Raw genomic sequence first — 17608 nt, 5'->3', positions numbered from 1 at the left:
TATCAACGTGAACAACACAAATATACCCGGCTTCGCCGTCGGTCCGCAATGCCCCGAACATTTTGCGAAATATCTTGCGCCGCGTAAAAATTCGCCGGGAGCGATGAGCTTGGCGCACAGATTGACTACTACCCCGACCGGCTCGGAGGTGGCTCGTCATGGCTGAACCTCAGATCACACTTGGTCCTGACTTCTTCGCAAAGGCAGATAAGGAACGCGCGGAGGTGCAGGCAGCGATACAGGCAGACCTGAAAGCGCAGCTTGCCCAGTCCGTTGCGGCACCGGGAGGGGGCGCATATGCCGCTGACGGTCCCGCGCTACCCATGCAAGGTGCGCTGCCCATGCCCCCGGGCTTCGTCGGGGCGGTGGCGCAGTTCCTTTATCAGAGCGCACTGCTCCCGGTGCCCGAGATCGCCATCACGGCGGCGCTGGGGTTTATGGCGGGTATCTGTGGCAAGGTATGGGTTATCCCCAAGAGCGGACTGAACCTGTATATCGTTCTCGTGGCTCGCTCCGGTATCGGCAAGGAAGCGTTGCACAGCGGCATATCGGACCTGATTAACGCCGTTCTGCCGCTCAGCCCTGTGGCAGGCAACTTCGTGGACTTCACAGAGTATGCGTCTGGACCAGCACTTATCAAAGCGCTCTCCCAGAACCAATGCTTCGTAAATGTAAGTGGAGAAATCGGGCGCAGGTTCCTTGCCATGTCGTCCACTAAAGATTCGAGTATGCAGACACTCAGAACACAGTTGACGAACCTATATATGAAGTCCGCTCCGAACAGCATTGCAGGTGGCATTTCCTATAGCAGCCAAGAGAACAACGTCGAATCAATTAGGGGTGTGGCTTTCAGCCAAATCGGCGAGACGACGCCGGGTACGTTTTATGAATCTCTCACACCGACAATGATGGAAGACGGGTTTATGTCGCGCTTCCTCGTCATTGAATATACCGGCGACCGTCCAGAGAAGAACGCAGCTCAAATCGAACGACCACCGCAGAATCTGATCATCTATCTTGCTGGTCTAATGAACCATGCAGACAAGGCTCTCGCGGCGGGCGACAATCAGATGGTGGCATTCAGCGCGGACGCGAAGGAGTTGCTGGAGAGGTTCGACAAGCGATGCGCTGATGGCGTCCGCGCATCCGACGACGAAGCGAAGCGCCAAGTTTGGAACCGCGCCTATCTAAAGGCGCTCCGTGTCGCCGCGCTGCTGGCGGTTGGCGACAACTATTGCAATCCTGTCGTGACCGAGGAGCAAGCGCAGTGGGCCATAAGTCTTGTTGAGTATGGAAACGGCACCTTCCTCCGGCGCATCGACTCCGGCGAGGTGGGAGAGGGCACCGATGGCGGGCGCGAGCAGAAGGTGCTGGACCTGTGCCGCGAGTTCCTCACCATGCCTGTCGATAAGCTGCCCATCTACCTCAAGCACGGCAAGGCGATGCAGGATGCCAACATCGTCCCGCGCAAATACCTTCAGCAGCGGACGCAGCGGCTGACGATGTTCGAGAGGCATAAGCTGGGCCACACCGCCGCGCTGGATATGACAATCAAAACGTCCATTGCAAACGGCAATTTGATGGAGGTCAAACACGACAAGCTGGTCGAGAACTTCAGCTTCCATGGAAGGGCGTTTCGGGTGCTCGGCCTGAAATGATTGACCACGATGGCAGGGCTACCGCGAGCGTCTGCGTTAGCGCAATTAGCCCTGCCACCGGCCAGATCGAGGGCTAACAGTAGCCGAAGTTAGCGGGCCGAGGCTAACGCCGCAAACCCGCGAAAACCCTAGGGATTCTATATGTAATATATAGTAAGTTAGTGCGTTAGCCTACACTGGCCTCTCCGGCATCATTTCAGCCGTTTTGGGGGTATATAGGGGGTGCCCCGGGGCTAACGCACTAACGCACTAACCGCCGCTCATGCTTCGGCCGCTGGTGCTGGTCTTGCCGCTTCCAGCATTTCGTCATTTGCTTCGAGCCACTTTTCCAAATTCTCGAAAGTCTCGCACCAGATCTTGTTATATTCGTGATGGAAAATCTCGATGCAGAGCATGATGCCATCAGGCAGTCTTGCGCCGTGCTTTTCCATCCAGCGATTGTAGAACTGAACGGTGTCGGCCTCGTGATCGATCTTGGTATATCCGGCGCTCATACCTTGGTAGTTCGGGTGGGCGCTTTCAGACAGGTCGTTATATAGGCCCATCATGCCGGGATACTGTTTGTCGCAGTGTCCCAGCACGGTCAGGATGTTCACAGCTTGTTCGGGATCGCCCTCGACCTTCGATCCGAGGACCAGCCTTTGCGTGGTTATGCTGAAATCGTTGAACTCCATCGTGCCAGCTAGAACAGCGGCCATCCGCTGGTTCAGATAGATCAAGATCGCCAGCGTCTCGAACGCGCTACGTAATAAGATGCGGGCACCGAGGCCGTGCCCGTTCTTGTGCAGTAGGAGGGACTGGTCCAGCAGATCGAGTAGCCGCCAATAAACGACCTCCCGCAGCTGGAGGCTTCGGTATGGAGCCTTCCACTTGTGTGCGGTCGGGCTTCGGGAATGCAGGCCGCCCATGTCCAGTTCATTGAACAAGGTTGTCTTCATGCTCGCGATAGCGGCGTCGGCAGCTTCGATTGGTTCCATGCCGGAACAATAACAGCCCAACGGGTGCGCCGCCACCGCCCGCTCGTGGTCACTACATACAGCGAACAGCGCCGGGCACAGGGGCACGAAAGCTGCACCGTCGCCAGCAGGGGTGCGGCCATACGCTGCCACCGCTGTAGCGCCAGCACAGCGGCCCAATCTTCCGCCTAAATTCAACCTGATAGCCACGACCAGCAAATACCATATTTTATGTTCGCACCCGTCTGAACTGGCGTAAGTGATTGTAACAACATACTTTTCGCTTGTGTCGATGCACGGCGGTTAGTTACGCATAAGCCTACCGTAACTTATCAGCCGAAAGTGTAGTTCGATATGGCCGATGAAATAGACGTCCGCGTCAGTCTCGATCTTGACCCAGAAGCGGCGATGGCGACTATCGTTGATTACGACGACGACACCGCATCTTACCTCAGCACTGCCAAGTCGGCGTTCAGCGAGGCATTTACTGCGCTCGGTGCTATCCACGACGCCAAAGCGGCGGTGGCGGACGATCCTACTCTCAATGATGCCGGACGGCTTCTCAAAGTGGCGGACTACGCCGACAAGCGCATGATCGCGAAGGTGTATCCGCTATGGGACACCGCGTCAGCCAGCCTCAACGAGAAGGTGCAGGTCTGGGAGAAGGAGATGACCAAGGCGGTCGAATCCAAGGCTTCCCAGATGGTCAGCAGCGAAATCCGCGCGCACTTCAAGGCATTGCCACTGAGCGAGCGCATGGTCGCCATCTCGCAAGCGATCCGCGACGGAGACGATGTTGTCGCATCGGCGGTGTTGGGCGCTCCGGGGATGCTCAGCGGGATCGACGACGAGATGAAGCCGATTCTGCTTCGCGAGTATCACGAGCGGTTCAACCCCGGCCTCGCCAAGCGCCTTCGGGCAGTGACCGCCGCGCGCGATCTGATCGACGGGCGGATGGGAGTGCTGAAGAAGCAGGTGGCGAAGGCGGTCGGAACCATCAAGATCAAGGGCAACACGTTCGATCTGCACGGCCAGTATTCCGGCGAGGTCACCCCGGCGCAATTGCGTGCAAAACGGGACAAATCCAACAAGCCGTTCGCGCTCTGACGCTTGCTCTAATCAAATTGAGGTAGTTCGATGACCGCTGCAATTCAGCCCCCGTGGGGCAGCGACTGGAAGCCTGCGCCTCCGCCCCCTGCATCTGAACCTCGCGGCCCCGGCAACCCGTCATGGGTAGCGGGCGGTCCTTCGCCAAACCCTTCGGGCAGACCTGCGGGCATTCCAGATCGGCGTCTCCTGGCCACACAACAGATGCTCGATGAGATGCGGAACATCGTGGCGGTGCTGATCGGCAAGGCGCTTGAGGGCGATAGCAATTCCGCCGCGATTTTGATGGCGAAGTGCCTGCCGAGCATCAAGGCGCAGGCGGAGAAGGTGAACTTCGACTTTGATCCGTCTGCGTCGATCAGCGAGCAGGTGGCCGCCGTATTGGATGGCGTGGCGCGTGGTCAGTTGGCCCCTGATGTGGGGCGGCTCATCATCGACGGCATCAAGTCGCTCTCGGACGTTCGGGCATCCGAAGAATTGGCCGCTCGGATTGAAGCCTTGGAGGCGGCGAGCGATGCCCGAAAGTAATTTCCGCAAAATACGCGCCGTTTGCAAGAAAGCCGAGAGCGACCGGCTTCCGTCCAGATTGACACATAGGGGCACCGGCTCATGACGATCATCAAGACTGAACGAAACCGCGTCCATGCCCATGCGCGTGGCGATGACGATGTGTTCGTGCGCATCTCGCTGCTCGGATACGACGACGCGGGTGCGCGGGTAGTGCGCCACCTGCGCTACCAGCCCATCACGGAATATCAGGCGGCGGTGGATTGGGCTGTCAGCATGGCGGACCAGATGGCCCATCCCATCCATGTCGTTCCCTTCAACGGCGACGACATGCGTGAGCCAAGCCGCTTCCAGCCGTTCTGCGATGCGGTCGCCAGCATGACCGATCAAGAGCGTGGCGAGATGCGACAGGTCGTAGTGACCACATGCTGCGAGGTCATGCGCGACTGCGACGACTGGCAGGTCCGCGCCGATGCCTATGACGTTCTACATCAACTGAAGGTGATCCGCCATGAAAGCTGACGAACCCGCGCCCATTGTGAAGTACGGCATGGCGACCGACGAGACGCAACGCATCGTGGAATGCCATCACGCCCTTATGGCGGAGCAGCAGCAGCTTGCCGCCGGTGTGCTGGATCACAACCTTCGGATGGCATGTATCGCGAAGGCGCTGTTCGACGCGCGTGACGGTAAGCCATCCGTGCCCGCACCTGTGGCAGCGCCGGAAGCGGACGTGGAACCCGTGCCCGAGGTAGCGCCGCCCACAGTGGTCATCACCGAGCGCGCCCGACCTGACAATCTGCGTGAGCGGCTCGGACTGCGATAACCACATGAGTCTCCGCGCCCTCCAACGCCGCGTGAAGCGGATGGAGCAAGCGGGGAAGCCGAGACCATCCCCTATCGCGCTTTGGTATGGTTCGTTTGACGCATGGGTTGAGCAGGCGGTGCTGCCGGGGATTGAAAGCGGGGCGCTCGAACCGGACGACATGATCGATTTGGTATCCGCGCTCAAGGCATGGGAGGCGGACGGCGCATGGGGGACAGCACATGCTCGCTGATGGTGAGCCAGCGTGGTTACTCGCGTGGCGGCACCAGCAGGGTCAGCCGCAACCCGCGCCGCCGAAAGCTCCACCGCCCCCGCCACCGCCCGGTCCCAAGGTGCCGCTCCGTATGCGCGGGCAAGCTGCCGCCATTGGTATCATTGAACCGGACCCGTGGCCTTTCGACGGGTGTAAACGCCGGGAGCCGGTGACGGACGTGGATTACCCGCCGCGCGTGGTCAGGCGCGTGGGCTGGCACCGCTGCATGAAGTGCCGTCGCCCATTTTTCTCAGAGGACGTTGTTCGCCTGCGGCTGTGCAAGGGCGGAGACGGCAATACGGGATGCAGGGGAGACGAAGACCGATTCTTATAACGAGGTTGCGTGGCATGAACGTCGCCACGCCGGGGCATAGCGGTGCGTTCCCCGTCAATCCAACGACCGCACCAGCGGGGCGAGGTTTCCTCCTCCTGCCTGACGCTGTGCAGCGCCTCGCGCCTTCGGGTGCGGGGCGTTGCTGTGAGGGGTTGGAGGAAGCGGTGGGATTCGAACCCACGATACCCTTGCAGGTATGCCAGTTTTCAAGACTGGAGCCATCAACCACTCGGCCACGCTTCCACACCGTTTCGGGGCTGGCAGCTTACGACAGGCTTATGGGTGATTGCACCCAGCGAACCTGACCTACGCTAACCCCTTGTAACCACACTCATATTCCCGCACACAGGTCACAAGCTCCGGTAGCTTTCAAGACCGCTGCCTTAAACCACTCGGCCACCTGTCCGCACGGCGTCGCCATAGCGCGCGAACGCCTTGCGGCAAGCAAAACCTCGCCCGCTCGGCCCATCGCGCCAAGGACTCGCCCTGTCCCCCCTTAACCTAACCAAGCCGCTCGCATCTGTGCGAGACACGTCTTATGGTGGGGACATGATGCACGCTATACGTTTCAGAATCGGACGCCTTTTCAAGTTTGCAACGGCTTTCCTGTCGGCATGGATGCTCACGGCCTCGGCGCCGCTTCATGCGCAGACCGGCGATTCCAGCTTCGACACCTATGTCCAATCGCTGTGGCCAAAGGCGCAGGCGCGCGGCGTATCGCGCACGACCTTCGACCGGGTCACCGCAGGACTGACCTATAACCCCCGCGTTATCGCGCTCGATCGCGACAATCTGGGCAGCCCGCCGAGCCCCAACACACCGATCCCGTCGTTCGCGCCGTACAAGGCCAAGCATGTCGACGCCGCGCGCATCGGCGGCGGCCGCCGCGTCCACGACCGGCTGCTCCCGCTGCTCTCGCGGATCGAGGCGCGCACCGGCGTTCCGACCAGCATCATGATCGCGATTTACGGCCACGAAACCGCCTATGGCCAGGTCACCGGCAATTTCGACCTTCCTGAAGCGCTGGCAACACTCGCCTATGAAGGGCGCCGGCGGAGCCTGTTCGAACCCGAACTGATCGCGACGATGGTGATGGTCGAACGCGGCGTACCGCGCAGCGCGCTGAAGGGCAGCTGGGCCGGCGCCTTCGGCTATCCGCAATTCCTGCCGTCGGTCTATCTGCAGGTTGCAGAAGACGGCGACGGCGACGGTGTCGCGCGCATCTGGTCGAGCGAAGCCGACGCGATCGAATCTATCGGCTCTTACCTTCGCCGCGCCGGCTGGCGCGCCGGCCAGCCTTGGGGTGTCGCGGTAACCGTTCCCGCAGGCTTCGACCGCAACCGCGTCGCGAACCGCCTCACACCCACCCGCTGTCCGCGCGTTTTCGACCGTCACAGCCGCTGGCGCTCGGTGGCCGAATGGCGCGCCGACGGCATTGCGCCGCTCGGCGGACGCTGGCCCGACGGCAATATCCAGGCGACGCTTCTCGAGCCCGATGGCCCCGGTCGCACGGCTTATTTGCTGACCGGTAACTATCGTGCGATATTGGACTATAATTGTTCCAACTTTTACGCACTGTCTGTGGGGTTGCTGGCGGATGAAATCGATCGTTAGGGGCGGGGGCCTGATGGCGGGGGCAATGTTGTTGCTCTCCGGTTGTGGCAGTATGGACGGCAAGCGCGAAGGCGGGCCGACGGCGAGCCCGACCCCTTCGTCCGCCGTTGCGGGCGTGGCCGATGTGCCGGTCAAGGTCGGCGATCCCTATTCGGTCGGCGGCGTCACCTATACGCCCGCCGATATCCCCGACTATGACGATGTCGGCTATGCAAGCTGGTATGGCGAGGAACTCGCCGGGCGGCCTACCGCGAATGGCGAGATTTTCGATCCCGCGGGCATATCGGCGGCACACAAGACATTGCCGCTGCCCAGCTATGTCGAGGTCACCGCGCTCGATACCGGACGGACGATCCTGGTGCGCGTCAACGACCGCGGCCCGATGGTTGGCGATCGGCTGATCGACCTGTCGCGCGGTGCCGCCGAACAATTGGGCTTGACTGACGGTGTTTCCGCCGTCCGCGTCCGCCGCACCAACCCGCCGGTGGCCGAACGCGCCCAGCTTCGCGCCGCGAAGCCGGTTCCCGAACGGATCGCTACACCCGAATCGCTGCTGGCGATCCTGCGCAGCAAGGCAAAGGCTTTGCCGGTGCCCAAGGCTGCGGTCGTCGCCGCAACGCCCGTCGCCGCGCAGTCGGCGGCGCCAATCGCATCGGGTACGGCCAAGCCCGGCGACGACCGCCTCGTCGTTGAAGCCCCCGGAACAGCCAAGCCCACCCCGGCAGCGAAGATCGCGCCGACGGCAAAACCGGCAGTGACGGCGGCCAAGCCGGCTGCCGCAGGCGCGGGAAAATATGTCGTCCAGGTCGGCGCGTTCAGTGCGGAAAGCCGCGCCAATGCGGCCGCCAAGTCGGTCGGCGGGCAGGTCACCAAGGCCGGTACTCTGTGGCGCGTACGCGTTGGCCCCTTTGCAAGCGACGCTGAAGCGCGCGGCGCCCTCGGTCAGGTCAAAGCCAAGGGCTTCCGCGACGCGGTGGTCCAGCGCGACCGCTAACGGTCGGGCGCGTGGGGAAGCCGGCCATCATTGCCAAAGGCGGCGCCGCGGCGCTGACGATCCTCGCCCTGACGTTCGCTTTTCCAGCAGCATCGGCGGGCGACGCCCGCCCGAAAGGCGCACCCGTCAGCCGCCCGCTCTATGTCACCCAAGCGCCGATCGTCCTGCTCAAGGATCTCGATTCGGGCGCGATCCTCTTTTCGCGCGGCGCCGACAAGCGTTTTGCCCCGGCATCGATGGCGAAGGTGATGACAGCCTATGTCGTGCTCGACCTGATGAAAAAGGGCGGACTCGCGCGCGACAAGCAGTTCACCGTCAGCGAGGCGACGTGGAAGAAATGGAACGGCAGCACCGGTGGATCGACGATGTTCCTGCGCCCGAACGAAAAAGTCTCGGTCGATGAATTGCTCAAGGGACTGATCACCGTTTCGGGCAATGATGCGGCAGCGGTTCTCGCGGTCGGAATCGACGGAAGCGAGGAAGCGTTCGTTAAAAGAATGAATGTTGTAGCCGCTAAAATTGGGATGGCATCGAGCCGTTTTGGAACCCCCAATGGATGGCCCGATGGCGGCATCACCAAGGTCAGCGCCGCTGACCTCGTCACGCTCGCAGACCGGCTGATCCGCGACCATCCGGACGGCTATAATCGTTATTTTTCGCTGCCGAAGCTTCAGCATGGCAAGTCGCCCGACGGCAAGCCGATCGTCCAACCCAATCGCAACCCGATCCTCGGCCGCTTCGAAGGCGTCGACGGCCTGAAAACCGGTCATACAGCCGAAGCGGGCTATTGCTTTCTGGGCTCGGCTAAACGGAAAGGGCGCCGCCTCATCATGGTCGTCGCCGGCATGAGCAGCGAAAAAGCGCGCCGCGACGAAGCCGAGCGGCTGATGAAATGGGGTTTCGAGGAATGGGAGGGGCGCGAAATCGTCCCCGCCGGTGCCAGCCTCGGCCACGTCGGCGTCCGAAAAGGTGCCATTCCCGCGGTCGCCACCCGGACCGGGATCGCTGTGCGGATGACGGTTCCCAAGGGCTATGAGGGCGGCTATCGCGCGGTGATGCGCACCCAAGCCCCCATCGCTGCGCCCGTCACGCGCGGGACGCCGGTCGCCGACTTGGTCGTCACCCCCGACGGCTTGCCGCCGCAAACGACCCCGCTTATCGCCGCCGCCGATGTCGCCGAGGGCGGCTGGTGGGCGCGCGCGCGAACGGGATTTTACCGGCTGACCGGACTGTGACCGGGCGGTTCATCACGCTGGAAGGCGGGGAGGGCGTCGGTAAATCGACACAAATCCGCGCGCTCGCATCCGCGCTGGAGGCGCGCGGTATTGAAGCCGTAGCGACGCGCGAACCCGGCGGCAGCGCGGGCGCGGAAGCGATCCGCACGCTGCTGATGGAAGGAAGCGACGACCGCTGGGATGCGCGCAGCGAGGCGTTGCTCTTCGCCGCGGCACGCGCCGATCATGTCGCGCGAGCCATTCGCCCGGCGCTCGCACGCGGCGCATGGGTGCTCTGCGATCGGTTCGTCGATTCCAGCCGCGCCTATCAGGGCGGCGGCGGCGGCATCACCGATGCCGATATACTGACGCTGCACGGCTTTGGTTCGCTGGGTTTGCTGCCCGACCGCACCTTCCTGCTCATCGTCAGCGCGGACGAAGCCGCGCGGCGGCTGACCGAACGTGGTGGCAGCGACCGAATGGGCAACAAGCCCGCCGACTACCAGGAGCGGCTCACCGCGCGATTTGTCGAGATGGCGCAAGGCGAGCCCGCGCGATGGCGGATCGTCGATGCCGACGCAGCCGCGACCGACGTCACCGCCGCGATTCTCGATGAACTTGTGGAATGGCTGTGATGATCGGCCATCAGGACGCCGAAAAGGCGTTTCTCGAAGCGTGGCAGGGCGGCCGCCTTCATCACGCTTGGCTCCTCGCCGGACCGCAGGGCATGGGGAAGGGCGCTTTCGCCGAGCGCGTCGCGCGATTTCTCGTCACCCATGGACGCGGCGGCGACGGACAGGCGATCGGTCTCGATGACGCGGGCGACGACGCGGCGGGTCGCCTCGTCGACGCCGGAAATCATCCCGAAATTCTCCGTCTCGCGCGCCAGCCGAAGGACAAGGCCAAGGAACTCGCCCGCAATATCACGATCGAGCAGGTGCGGCAGATGATCCGCCGCCTGCACCTGTCGCTGTCGCTCGGCGAGTGGCGCGTGATCATCGTTGATGCGGTCGACGATCTGGAAACTGACGGTGCCAACGCGCTGCTCAAGACGCTCGAGGAACCGCCGGCAAAGACGCTCTTCCTGCTCGTCAGCCATTCGCCCGGTCGTTTGCTCCCAACCATTCGGTCACGGTGTAGAACGATGCGTTTTCAGCCTGTTGAACGTGACGTCTTGACCGCATGGCTACACGAATTACGCCCGATGCTCGAAATGGCCGAGGTACGCGCGATAGTCGCCGCATCGGGCGGCGTGCCGGGCAAGGCGCTCGCGCTGATCGACAGCGACGTCGCGGCGATGGAAAAGAAGCTGCTCGCCATTGCGACGAGCGGCGATCCCGAGAACCGGCTGCGCGAGGCGCTCGCGCGCGAAGTCGGCGGGACCAGCAATCGCGCCCGACTCGAGCTGGTGATCGACATTGTTCCCGGGCTGCTCGCTCGCCTCGCGCGCGAACGGCCGGTGGCCGACATCGCACCGATCCTCGCACAATGGGACCGCGTTCAACGCACCGTCCGCGATGCGATCCGCGGGTCGTACGACGGCGCGATGGTCGGTTTCGAAATCGGCAATTGCCTCGCCGAATTGGCGCCGAGGACGGGTCAGACGGCACGCTGACGCTTTCCCTAGCGCGCGCCAGCGGCTAAGGCGCGCGCATGTCCGAAAACACCGAACCTTTCTACATCACCACGGCGATCAGCTACCCCAACGGCCGTCCGCATATCGGCCATGCCTATGAAGCGATCGCGACCGACGTGATGGCCCGTTTCCAGCGCGCCCGCGGCCGCGACGTCCGGCTGATCACCGGCACCGACGAGCATGGGCTTAAGATGTTCCAGACCGCGCGCGACCAGGGCCGCGCGACGATTGACCTTGCCGACGAAATGTCGGGATATTTCCGTGAGATGTATGCCAGGCTGAATATCAGCTATGACAATTTCATGCGCACGTCGGATGCGGCGCACCATGCAGCGTCGCAGGCGATCTGGAAGGCGATGGAGGCGAATGGCGACCTTTATCTTGACCGCTACGAGGGTTGGTATTCGGTCCGCGACGAAGCTTTTTATGACGAGAGCGAACTGACCGACGGGGAAGGGGGCGCCCGCCTCTCACCCCAGGCCACGCCGGTCGAATGGACCGTCGAAGAGAGCTGGTTCTTCCGCCTGTCGAACTACCAGGACAAGCTGCTCGCGCTCTACAACGACAATCCCGACTTCATCCGCCCCGAAAGCCGTCGCAACGAGGTTCTGCGCTTCGTCGAGGGCGGCCTCAAGGACCTCAGCGTTTCGCGCACCAGCTTCGATTGGGGCGTGCCGGTGCCGGGTTCGCCGGGCCATGTAATGTATGTGTGGGTCGATGCCCTCACTACCTATCTGTCGGGGCTGGGTTATCCCGATCCCGCCAGCGACTTCGGCAAATTCTGGCCGGCAAATATCCATATGATCGGCAAGGATATCGTGCGTTTTCATACGGTTTACTGGCCGGCCTTCCTGATGAGCGCAAACCTGCCGCTGCCCAAGCAGGTGTTCGGTCACGGTTTCCTTTTGAACCGCGGCGAGAAGATGTCGAAATCGCTCGGCAATGTCGTAGACCCGATGGCGCTTGCCGATCAGTTCGGGGTCGACGCGCTGCGCTATTATCTGCTCCGCGAGGTCAGCTTCGGGCAGGACGGCACCTATTCGGCCGAGGCGATCGTGCGCACCGCCAATGCCGACCTCGCGAACAGCTTCGGCAATCTCGCTCAACGTAGCTTGTCGATGATTTTCAAGAATTTGGACGGCAAGATTTCGGCGAACTATGCGCCTGCGCAGGACGATATCGACCTGCTCGCCGACCTCGCCGACATGGCGGCCGTCCGCCTGCCGCGCGAATTCGAGCGGCTCGGTTTCTCGATCGGCATCGAGGACTGGATCCGCACAGTCTTCGCGTGCAACCAATATGTCGATACACAGGCCCCTTGGGCGCTGCGTAAGACCGATCCCGAACGCATGCGCGCGGTGCTGATGACGTTGTTCCAGGCCGTGCGCACACTGGCGATCGCGATCCGGCCCGTCGTGCCGGCAGCGGCCGACAAGCTGCTCGATCAGATGGGCATTGCCGAAGATGCGCGTGATTCCGCGGCGCTTGCCGATGGCGACTGGTTTTCGAAACTCTCAGCCAGCGGCTTCTCGGTCGGCCAGCCCGTTCCGATCTTCCCCCGCCTCGAACTGCCTGAAGGGGAAGGGGGGGCCTGATGCTCGTCGATTCGCACTGCCACCTCAACTATAAGGGCCTCGCCGAGCAGCAGGGCGAGGTGCTGGAACGTGCCCGCGCGCGCGGCGTCACCGCGATGCTCAACATAGCGACGCGCGAAAGCGAGTGGGACGACGTGCTCGCCGCCGCCGAAGCAAATCACGATGTGTGGGCCAGCGTCGGCATCCACCCGCACGACGCCGACCATCACTCCGACGTCGACACCGCCAAACTGATAGAACGTGCCGCACATCCCCGCGTGATCGGGATCGGCGAAACCGGACTCGATTATTATTACGACAAAAGCGATCGCACGCGGCAGCAGGACAGCTTCCGCCGTCACATCCACGCGTCGCAGCAGACCGGTCTGCCGATCATCGTTCACACGCGCGATGCCGAAGCCGATACGTTGGCGCTGCTTGGCGAAGAGATGGGCAGGGCGGTGTTCCCCGGCGTGATCCACTGCTTCACCGCGAGCGACGATTTCGCTCGCAAGGCGCTCGACCTTGGGCTCTTCATATCGATCTCGGGCATAGTCACGTTCAAGAACGCCGCCGATCTCCAAGCCACAGCCAAGTGGTTGCCGCAGGATCGGCTGCTGATCGAGACCGATTCCCCCTTCCTCGCCCCCGTCCCGCATCGCGGCAAAACCGGCGAGCCCGCCTTTGTGGCCGATACGCTCGCTTTCCTTGCCAAGTTGCGTAGTGAGGACGAAAAAGTGCTCGCTGCGACGACCAGCGCCAATTTTTACGCGCTTTTCAACAAGGCGCGGCCATGACGTTGCCCGCATCATGAAGTTGAGGATCCTCGGTTGCGGTACGTCGTCGGGCGTCCCGCGGATCGGCAACGACTGGGGTCAGTGCGACCCCGACAATCCCCGCAATCTGCGCAGCCGGGCGTCGATCATGGTGTCGCTCGGTGGCTTTCGTATCCTCGTCGACACCAGCCCCGATATGCGGTTGCAATTGCTCGATGCGGGCGTGGGCGAAATCGATGCCGTCATCTGGACCCACGAACATGCCGACCATACGCATGGCCTCGACGATCTGCGCCAGGTCATGCACCTGCGCCGGTCAGCCGTTCCCGTCTATGCGCGTGACCATGTGCTCGATATCCTCAAATGGCGCTTCACCTATGCCTTCGCGGGCAATGCCGGCTATCCGGCGTCGGTCGATCCGATTGATCTTCAGGATCATCAGTCGATCGGCCCCATTGAAGTGTCGGCGATCGAAATGCCGCACGGACCAATCAAGGCTACCGGTCTGATCTTCAGTGATGGTGCGCATAGAATCGCCTATGCGACTGATTTTTCGAAGTTTACTGATGAAATGGTCAGCTTCTTTCAGGGCGTCGACCTATTCGTTATCGATGCGCTGCGCCGCTATCCGCATCCGACGCATCCGCATCTCGCAATGACGCTCGATGGTCTTTCCAAGGTTGGCAGTCCGCGCGCGATCATCACGCATATGGACAACACGATGGATTATGACGACCTTGCGACTGAATTGCCGCCGGGTGTCGAACCCGGATATGACGGGCTGGAGGTGCAGCTATGAGCGGCGACACGACTGTTCAAATCCTTTGGTTCGCTGGCGCGTTCACATTGGTCCTGAGTTCGTTGCTGGCACGACGCTTGCCGATGGCCGACTGGCTCAAGATGGCGCTGGCGTGGGTGGCAATCTTTGGTCTCGTATTCCTCGTCATCCGCACGTGGCAAGCGGCGACATAGCGAGGGGGCCTTGCCCTCTCCTGGATCTCAAATAATTTAACATAATATATATTATCGGATAATGATATGGCCGATACGGCAGCCCAATCCCCCATCGACCGCCTGCTCGCTATCATGCGCCAACTGCGTAATCCCGATGGCGGCTGCGAATGGGATCTGGCGCAGGATTTCTCGACGATCGCGCCTTATACGATCGAGGAAGCTTATGAGGTCGCCGACGCCATTGCCGGCGGCGAGCCCGCCGCCATTTGTGACGAGCTTGGCGACTTGTTGCTCCAGGTGGTCTTTCACAGCCAGATCGCGGCCGATGACGGCCTGTTTGGTTTCGACGATGTCGCCAATGCGATCAGCGACAAGATGGAACGCCGACATCCGCATATTTTCGGCGACGTCACGACGTCCGACGTGCGGTTGCAGTGGGAGCAGATCAAGGCGGCCGAGCGTGCCGCCGATGGCCCGGCAGGCGCGTTGGCCGGTGTGGCATCGTCGTTGCCCGCCTTGCTTCGCGCGCAAAAGCTGCAAGGCCGAGCCGCACGCGTTGGCTTCGACTGGCCCGACGTCGATGGGCCGCGCGACAAGATCGCCGAGGAACTCGCCGAAGTGGCCGGGGCAAACAGCGACCTTGAACGCCATGAGGAAATCGGCGATCTGCTGTTTTCGGTCGTCAATTATGCGCGCAAGCTGGGTGTCGATGCCGAAAGCGCACTGCGTGACGCCAATCTGAAATTCGCACGGCGCTTTGCCGCCATGGAAGCGAACGCGGGCGGGACGCTGGCGGGCTTGGGTCTCGATGCGCAGGAAAAGCACTGGCTGGCGGTGAAGAAGAACGAAAATGCCTAGCTTCTGCGCGGATCAAGCACCGCAAATGGCAGATTAACCACCTGCGGTAATTCATCGCCCTGCACGGTCTATTGCATGATGCGTGTCCTCTCGCCGTTACTGTTCGTCCTGATGCTTGTCGGCGCATTTTCGCTGGGAGCAGCAGAGCCTCGATATGTTTCGACGAAGCTGACCGACGACGAGCGCGCCGCCTGTTTTGCCGACGGCGGAACAATCAAGATTATGGGACTGTCCGGCAACGAAGGTTGCGCCCGCCCGATGCCCGATGCCGGAAAATCCTGTACCGACGCATCACAATGCAAAGCCGGTTGCTTCCTCGATACGACAAAGCCGGGGTTTAAGTTTCCAGAACCACGGCAGAGAGTGTACGGGGCCTGCGCCGCAACGGACTATGGTTTTGGATGCCGTACAAATGTTACAAAAGGTCGCGTCAATCATAGCCTTTGCGTAGACTGAAGCCCGTCTAATCTAGCGATGTTGGCCATAATCGCTCGAATCGCGCGCTGTCCGCGGGATCGAGCCGCACCGTCAGTACATGCCCCTCTTCCTGCGGCTCGTCGCCCAGTACTTCGCCGCGCGCGTGTAGCCACGCCGCCGCCTCGCCCTCGCTATAGGCCAGATAGACGCGCCGAACCTGGTGCTGTGCGGTCAGATGCGCCGCCATAAGGATGCGAGCGGCCTCAACGCCCTCGCCCGTCACCGCCGACATGATCGCGACGTCGGAACGCCGCGCCGCCATCTCTTCTATGGCCCCACGCATATCGGCGTCGGCGGTGTCGATCTTGTTCCATATCTCGATCTGCGGGATCGCAGGCGGTGTATCGCCCTCCCCGCCATCCTGTGCGCCGCTGACTCCGAGCGATTCCAGGATGGCGCGAACGTCGGCATATTGCGCCTCGCTGTCGGGATGCGCGATGTCGCGGACGTGGACAATCAGGTCGGCGGTCGTGACCTCCTCCAGCGTCGCGCGAAAAGCCGCGACGAGTTCGGTTGGCAGGTCGGACACGAAACCCACGGTGTCCGACAGGATCGCCTTGTCGATACCGGGTAGCCGAATCTCGCGCATCGTCGGGTCGAGCGTGGCGAAGAGCATGTCTTCCGCCATGACGTCACTTCCCGTCAAACGGTTGAAAAACGTCGATTTCCCGGCGTTGGTATAACCGACGAGCGCGACAACCGGCCACGGCGCGCGCTGGCGCTTCGACCGCTGAAGCTGACGCGTGCGGCGCGCATCCTCAAGGCTGCGACGAATGCGCGCCATGCGATTCCGGATCATCCGCCGATCGGCCTCGATCTGCGTTTCGCCGGGGCCGCCAAGAAAGCCGAAACCACCGCGCTGACGTTCGAGGTGGGTCCAGCTACGCACCAGCCGACCCGCTTGATAATCGAGATGCGCGAGCTCGACCTGCAGCCGCCCTTCGGCGGTTGCAGCGCGTTCGCCAAAGATCTCAAGTATCAGGCCGGTGCGGTCGATCACCTTCGTGCCGAATGCCGTTTCAAGATTGCGCTGCTGGATCGGGCTGAGCGCCGCATCGACGACGACCAACTGCACGCCCTTCGCTGCAATATCGGGCGTAATCGCTTCAATCTGTCCGACGCCGAGCAAGGTCGCGGCACGCGTCTGACGCAACCGGAGCGTGTGTACCGCGACGACGTCGAGCCCGATCGCCAGCGCAAGCCCCCTCGCCTCCTCGGCGCGCGCGTCGAGGTCACGCGCAAGCCGCTGGCTATGCCATTCGGGCACGACGATAAGCGCGGGGGCACCGCGCGTTACCTCGTCTTCACTGTCGATTATCGGGTCGATCAGGCGTTGTCCGCTTCTGCGTCCGGCTCGCTGTCGGTCAGGTTGATCGGGCCGTTCGGCTGAACGGTCGAAATCGCGTGCTTATAGACGAGTTGCACCTGACGCTCGCGCTCGAGCAACATGCAGAACAGGTCGAATGCAACGATATCGCCTTGCAACATCACGCCGTTCACGAGGAACATCGTCACCGACTCGTCCGACTTGCGGACGGCGTTAAGGAAGACATCTTGCAACGCCTTGCCCTTGCTCGCAGGTGCATCGCGCAGATTGCCGCCCAGTAACGACAGATCGAAATCGTGCGACGGCATCACGGTCGAGATCGCATGCTTGTAGACAAGTTGCGACTGGCCGTCGCGGCGAAGCAACAGCGAGAAATTGTCGAACCATGTGATGATGCCCTGCAGCTTGACACCCTTGACCAGAAACATGGTCACCGGCGTCTTGCTCTTACGGAGGGCGTTGAGGAAAATATCCTGGAGATTCTGGTTTTTATCGGACACATTTGCCTCCTGTTTTTGGCGGTTAAACCGCGGGTATGGCGCC

At 62.0% G+C, this 17608-nt stretch carries 19 protein-coding genes and 1 tRNA gene; 16 read left to right on the top strand and 4 right to left on the bottom strand.

Features of this window, described 5'->3' with window-relative positions; genetic code table 11:
* The first annotated feature begins 158 nt into the window (after window positions 1–158).
* Window positions 159–1658 (top strand): DUF3987 domain-containing protein, encoded by a 1500-nt coding sequence (locus ACREBX_RS19865; protein WP_431563457.1) that lies wholly within the window; start codon window positions 159–161, stop codon window positions 1656–1658.
* Window positions 1659–1918: 260 nt separating this feature from the next.
* Here ACREBX_RS19865 and ACREBX_RS19860 read toward each other — a convergent pair whose 3' ends face one another.
* Window positions 1919–2767 (bottom strand): hypothetical protein, encoded by an 849-nt coding sequence (locus ACREBX_RS19860; protein WP_431563456.1) that lies wholly within the window; start codon window positions 2765–2767, stop codon window positions 1919–1921.
* Between the two features lie 201 nt (window positions 2768–2968).
* Between ACREBX_RS19860 and ACREBX_RS19855 the strand changes: the two genes are divergently transcribed.
* The 4 genes from ACREBX_RS19855 to ACREBX_RS19840 all read left to right on the top strand — a co-directional run bounded on the left by ACREBX_RS19855 (window position 2969) and on the right by ACREBX_RS19840 (window position 5054).
* Complete coding sequence (locus tag ACREBX_RS19855; RefSeq protein ID WP_431563455.1) at window positions 2969–3721, top strand: hypothetical protein; 753 nt, start codon at window positions 2969–2971, stop codon at window positions 3719–3721.
* A gap of 204 nt (window positions 3722–3925) precedes the next feature.
* Window positions 3926–4249: a hypothetical protein gene (locus tag ACREBX_RS19850; protein ID WP_431563454.1), complete on the top strand. Its 324-nt coding sequence runs from the start codon at window positions 3926–3928 to the stop codon at window positions 4247–4249.
* A gap of 81 nt (window positions 4250–4330) precedes the next feature.
* On the top strand, window positions 4331–4750 hold the full coding sequence (locus tag ACREBX_RS19845) for a hypothetical protein (protein ID WP_431563453.1): 420 nt from the start codon (window positions 4331–4333) through the stop codon (window positions 4748–4750).
* Window positions 4740–5054: a hypothetical protein gene (locus tag ACREBX_RS19840; RefSeq protein WP_431563452.1), complete on the top strand. Its 315-nt coding sequence runs from the start codon at window positions 4740–4742 to the stop codon at window positions 5052–5054. Before ACREBX_RS19845 ends, ACREBX_RS19840 begins: the two co-directional genes overlap by 11 nt.
* Window positions 5055–5794: 740 nt before the next feature.
* Here the strand turns inward: ACREBX_RS19840 and ACREBX_RS19835 are convergent.
* Window positions 5795–5884: transfer RNA gene (locus ACREBX_RS19835), tRNA-Ser, on the bottom strand.
* A 375-nt stretch (window positions 5885–6259) separates the two neighbouring features.
* Here ACREBX_RS19835 and ACREBX_RS19830 point away from each other — a divergent pair.
* From ACREBX_RS19830 to ACREBX_RS19780, 11 genes are all read left to right on the top strand, one after another.
* On the top strand, window positions 6260–7255 hold the full coding sequence (locus ACREBX_RS19830) for a lytic murein transglycosylase (protein WP_431563451.1): 996 nt from the start codon (window positions 6260–6262) through the stop codon (window positions 7253–7255).
* A gap of 25 nt (window positions 7256–7280) precedes the next feature.
* Window positions 7281–8249 (top strand): septal ring lytic transglycosylase RlpA family protein, encoded by a 969-nt coding sequence (locus tag ACREBX_RS19825; protein ID WP_431563450.1) that lies wholly within the window; start codon window positions 7281–7283, stop codon window positions 8247–8249.
* A gap of 11 nt (window positions 8250–8260) precedes the next feature.
* Window positions 8261–9484 carry a D-alanyl-D-alanine carboxypeptidase family protein gene (locus tag ACREBX_RS19820; RefSeq protein ID WP_431563449.1) on the top strand — a complete coding sequence of 408 codons (1224 nt, stop codon included), beginning with the start codon at window positions 8261–8263 and terminating at the stop codon, window positions 9482–9484.
* A complete protein-coding gene (tmk, locus tag ACREBX_RS19815; RefSeq protein WP_431563448.1) occupies window positions 9481–10098 on the top strand; it encodes a dTMP kinase in 618 nt (205 codons plus the stop codon). The genes ACREBX_RS19820 and tmk overlap by 4 nt, the downstream gene beginning before the upstream one ends.
* Entirely contained in the window at window positions 10089–11078 is a 990-nt protein-coding gene (locus ACREBX_RS19810; protein ID WP_431563447.1) for a DNA polymerase III subunit delta', read from the top strand. Before tmk ends, ACREBX_RS19810 begins: the two co-directional genes overlap by 10 nt.
* 38 nt (window positions 11079–11116) lie before the next feature.
* Window positions 11117–12694: a methionine--tRNA ligase gene (metG, locus tag ACREBX_RS19805; protein WP_431563446.1), complete on the top strand. Its 1578-nt coding sequence runs from the start codon at window positions 11117–11119 to the stop codon at window positions 12692–12694.
* On the top strand, window positions 12694–13470 hold the full coding sequence (locus tag ACREBX_RS19800; protein WP_431563445.1) for a TatD family hydrolase: 777 nt from the start codon (window positions 12694–12696) through the stop codon (window positions 13468–13470). The genes metG and ACREBX_RS19800 overlap by 1 nt, the downstream gene beginning before the upstream one ends.
* Window positions 13471–13483: 13 nt before the next feature.
* Window positions 13484–14248 carry an MBL fold metallo-hydrolase gene (locus ACREBX_RS19795; RefSeq protein ID WP_431563444.1) on the top strand — a complete coding sequence of 255 codons (765 nt, stop codon included), beginning with the start codon at window positions 13484–13486 and terminating at the stop codon, window positions 14246–14248.
* Entirely contained in the window at window positions 14245–14421 is a 177-nt protein-coding gene (locus ACREBX_RS19790; protein WP_431563443.1) for a hypothetical protein, read from the top strand. Before ACREBX_RS19795 ends, ACREBX_RS19790 begins: the two co-directional genes overlap by 4 nt.
* Before the next feature lie 66 nt (window positions 14422–14487).
* Window positions 14488–15261: a nucleoside triphosphate pyrophosphohydrolase gene (gene mazG / locus ACREBX_RS19785; protein ID WP_431563442.1), complete on the top strand. Its 774-nt coding sequence runs from the start codon at window positions 14488–14490 to the stop codon at window positions 15259–15261.
* Between the two features lie 75 nt (window positions 15262–15336).
* Window positions 15337–15717 (top strand): hypothetical protein, encoded by a 381-nt coding sequence (locus tag ACREBX_RS19780; RefSeq protein ID WP_431563441.1) that lies wholly within the window; start codon window positions 15337–15339, stop codon window positions 15715–15717.
* Window positions 15718–15724: 7 nt separating this feature from the next.
* On the opposite strand, the gene hflX is transcribed toward ACREBX_RS19780, so the two are convergent.
* Window positions 15725–17056: a GTPase HflX gene (gene hflX, locus ACREBX_RS19775; protein ID WP_431563475.1), complete on the bottom strand. Its 1332-nt coding sequence runs from the start codon at window positions 17054–17056 to the stop codon at window positions 15725–15727.
* 8 nt (window positions 17057–17064) lie between these two features.
* On the bottom strand, window positions 17065–17565 hold the full coding sequence (hfq, locus tag ACREBX_RS19770; protein ID WP_249340006.1) for an RNA chaperone Hfq: 501 nt from the start codon (window positions 17563–17565) through the stop codon (window positions 17065–17067).
* Window positions 17566–17608: the final 43 nt, after the last annotated feature.

Origin of the sequence: Sphingopyxis sp., assembly GCF_050725655.1 — a bacterium.
Classification (GTDB): Bacteria; Pseudomonadota; Alphaproteobacteria; order Sphingomonadales; family Sphingomonadaceae; genus Sphingopyxis.
This window is presented reverse-complemented; position numbering and strand designations above follow the sequence as displayed.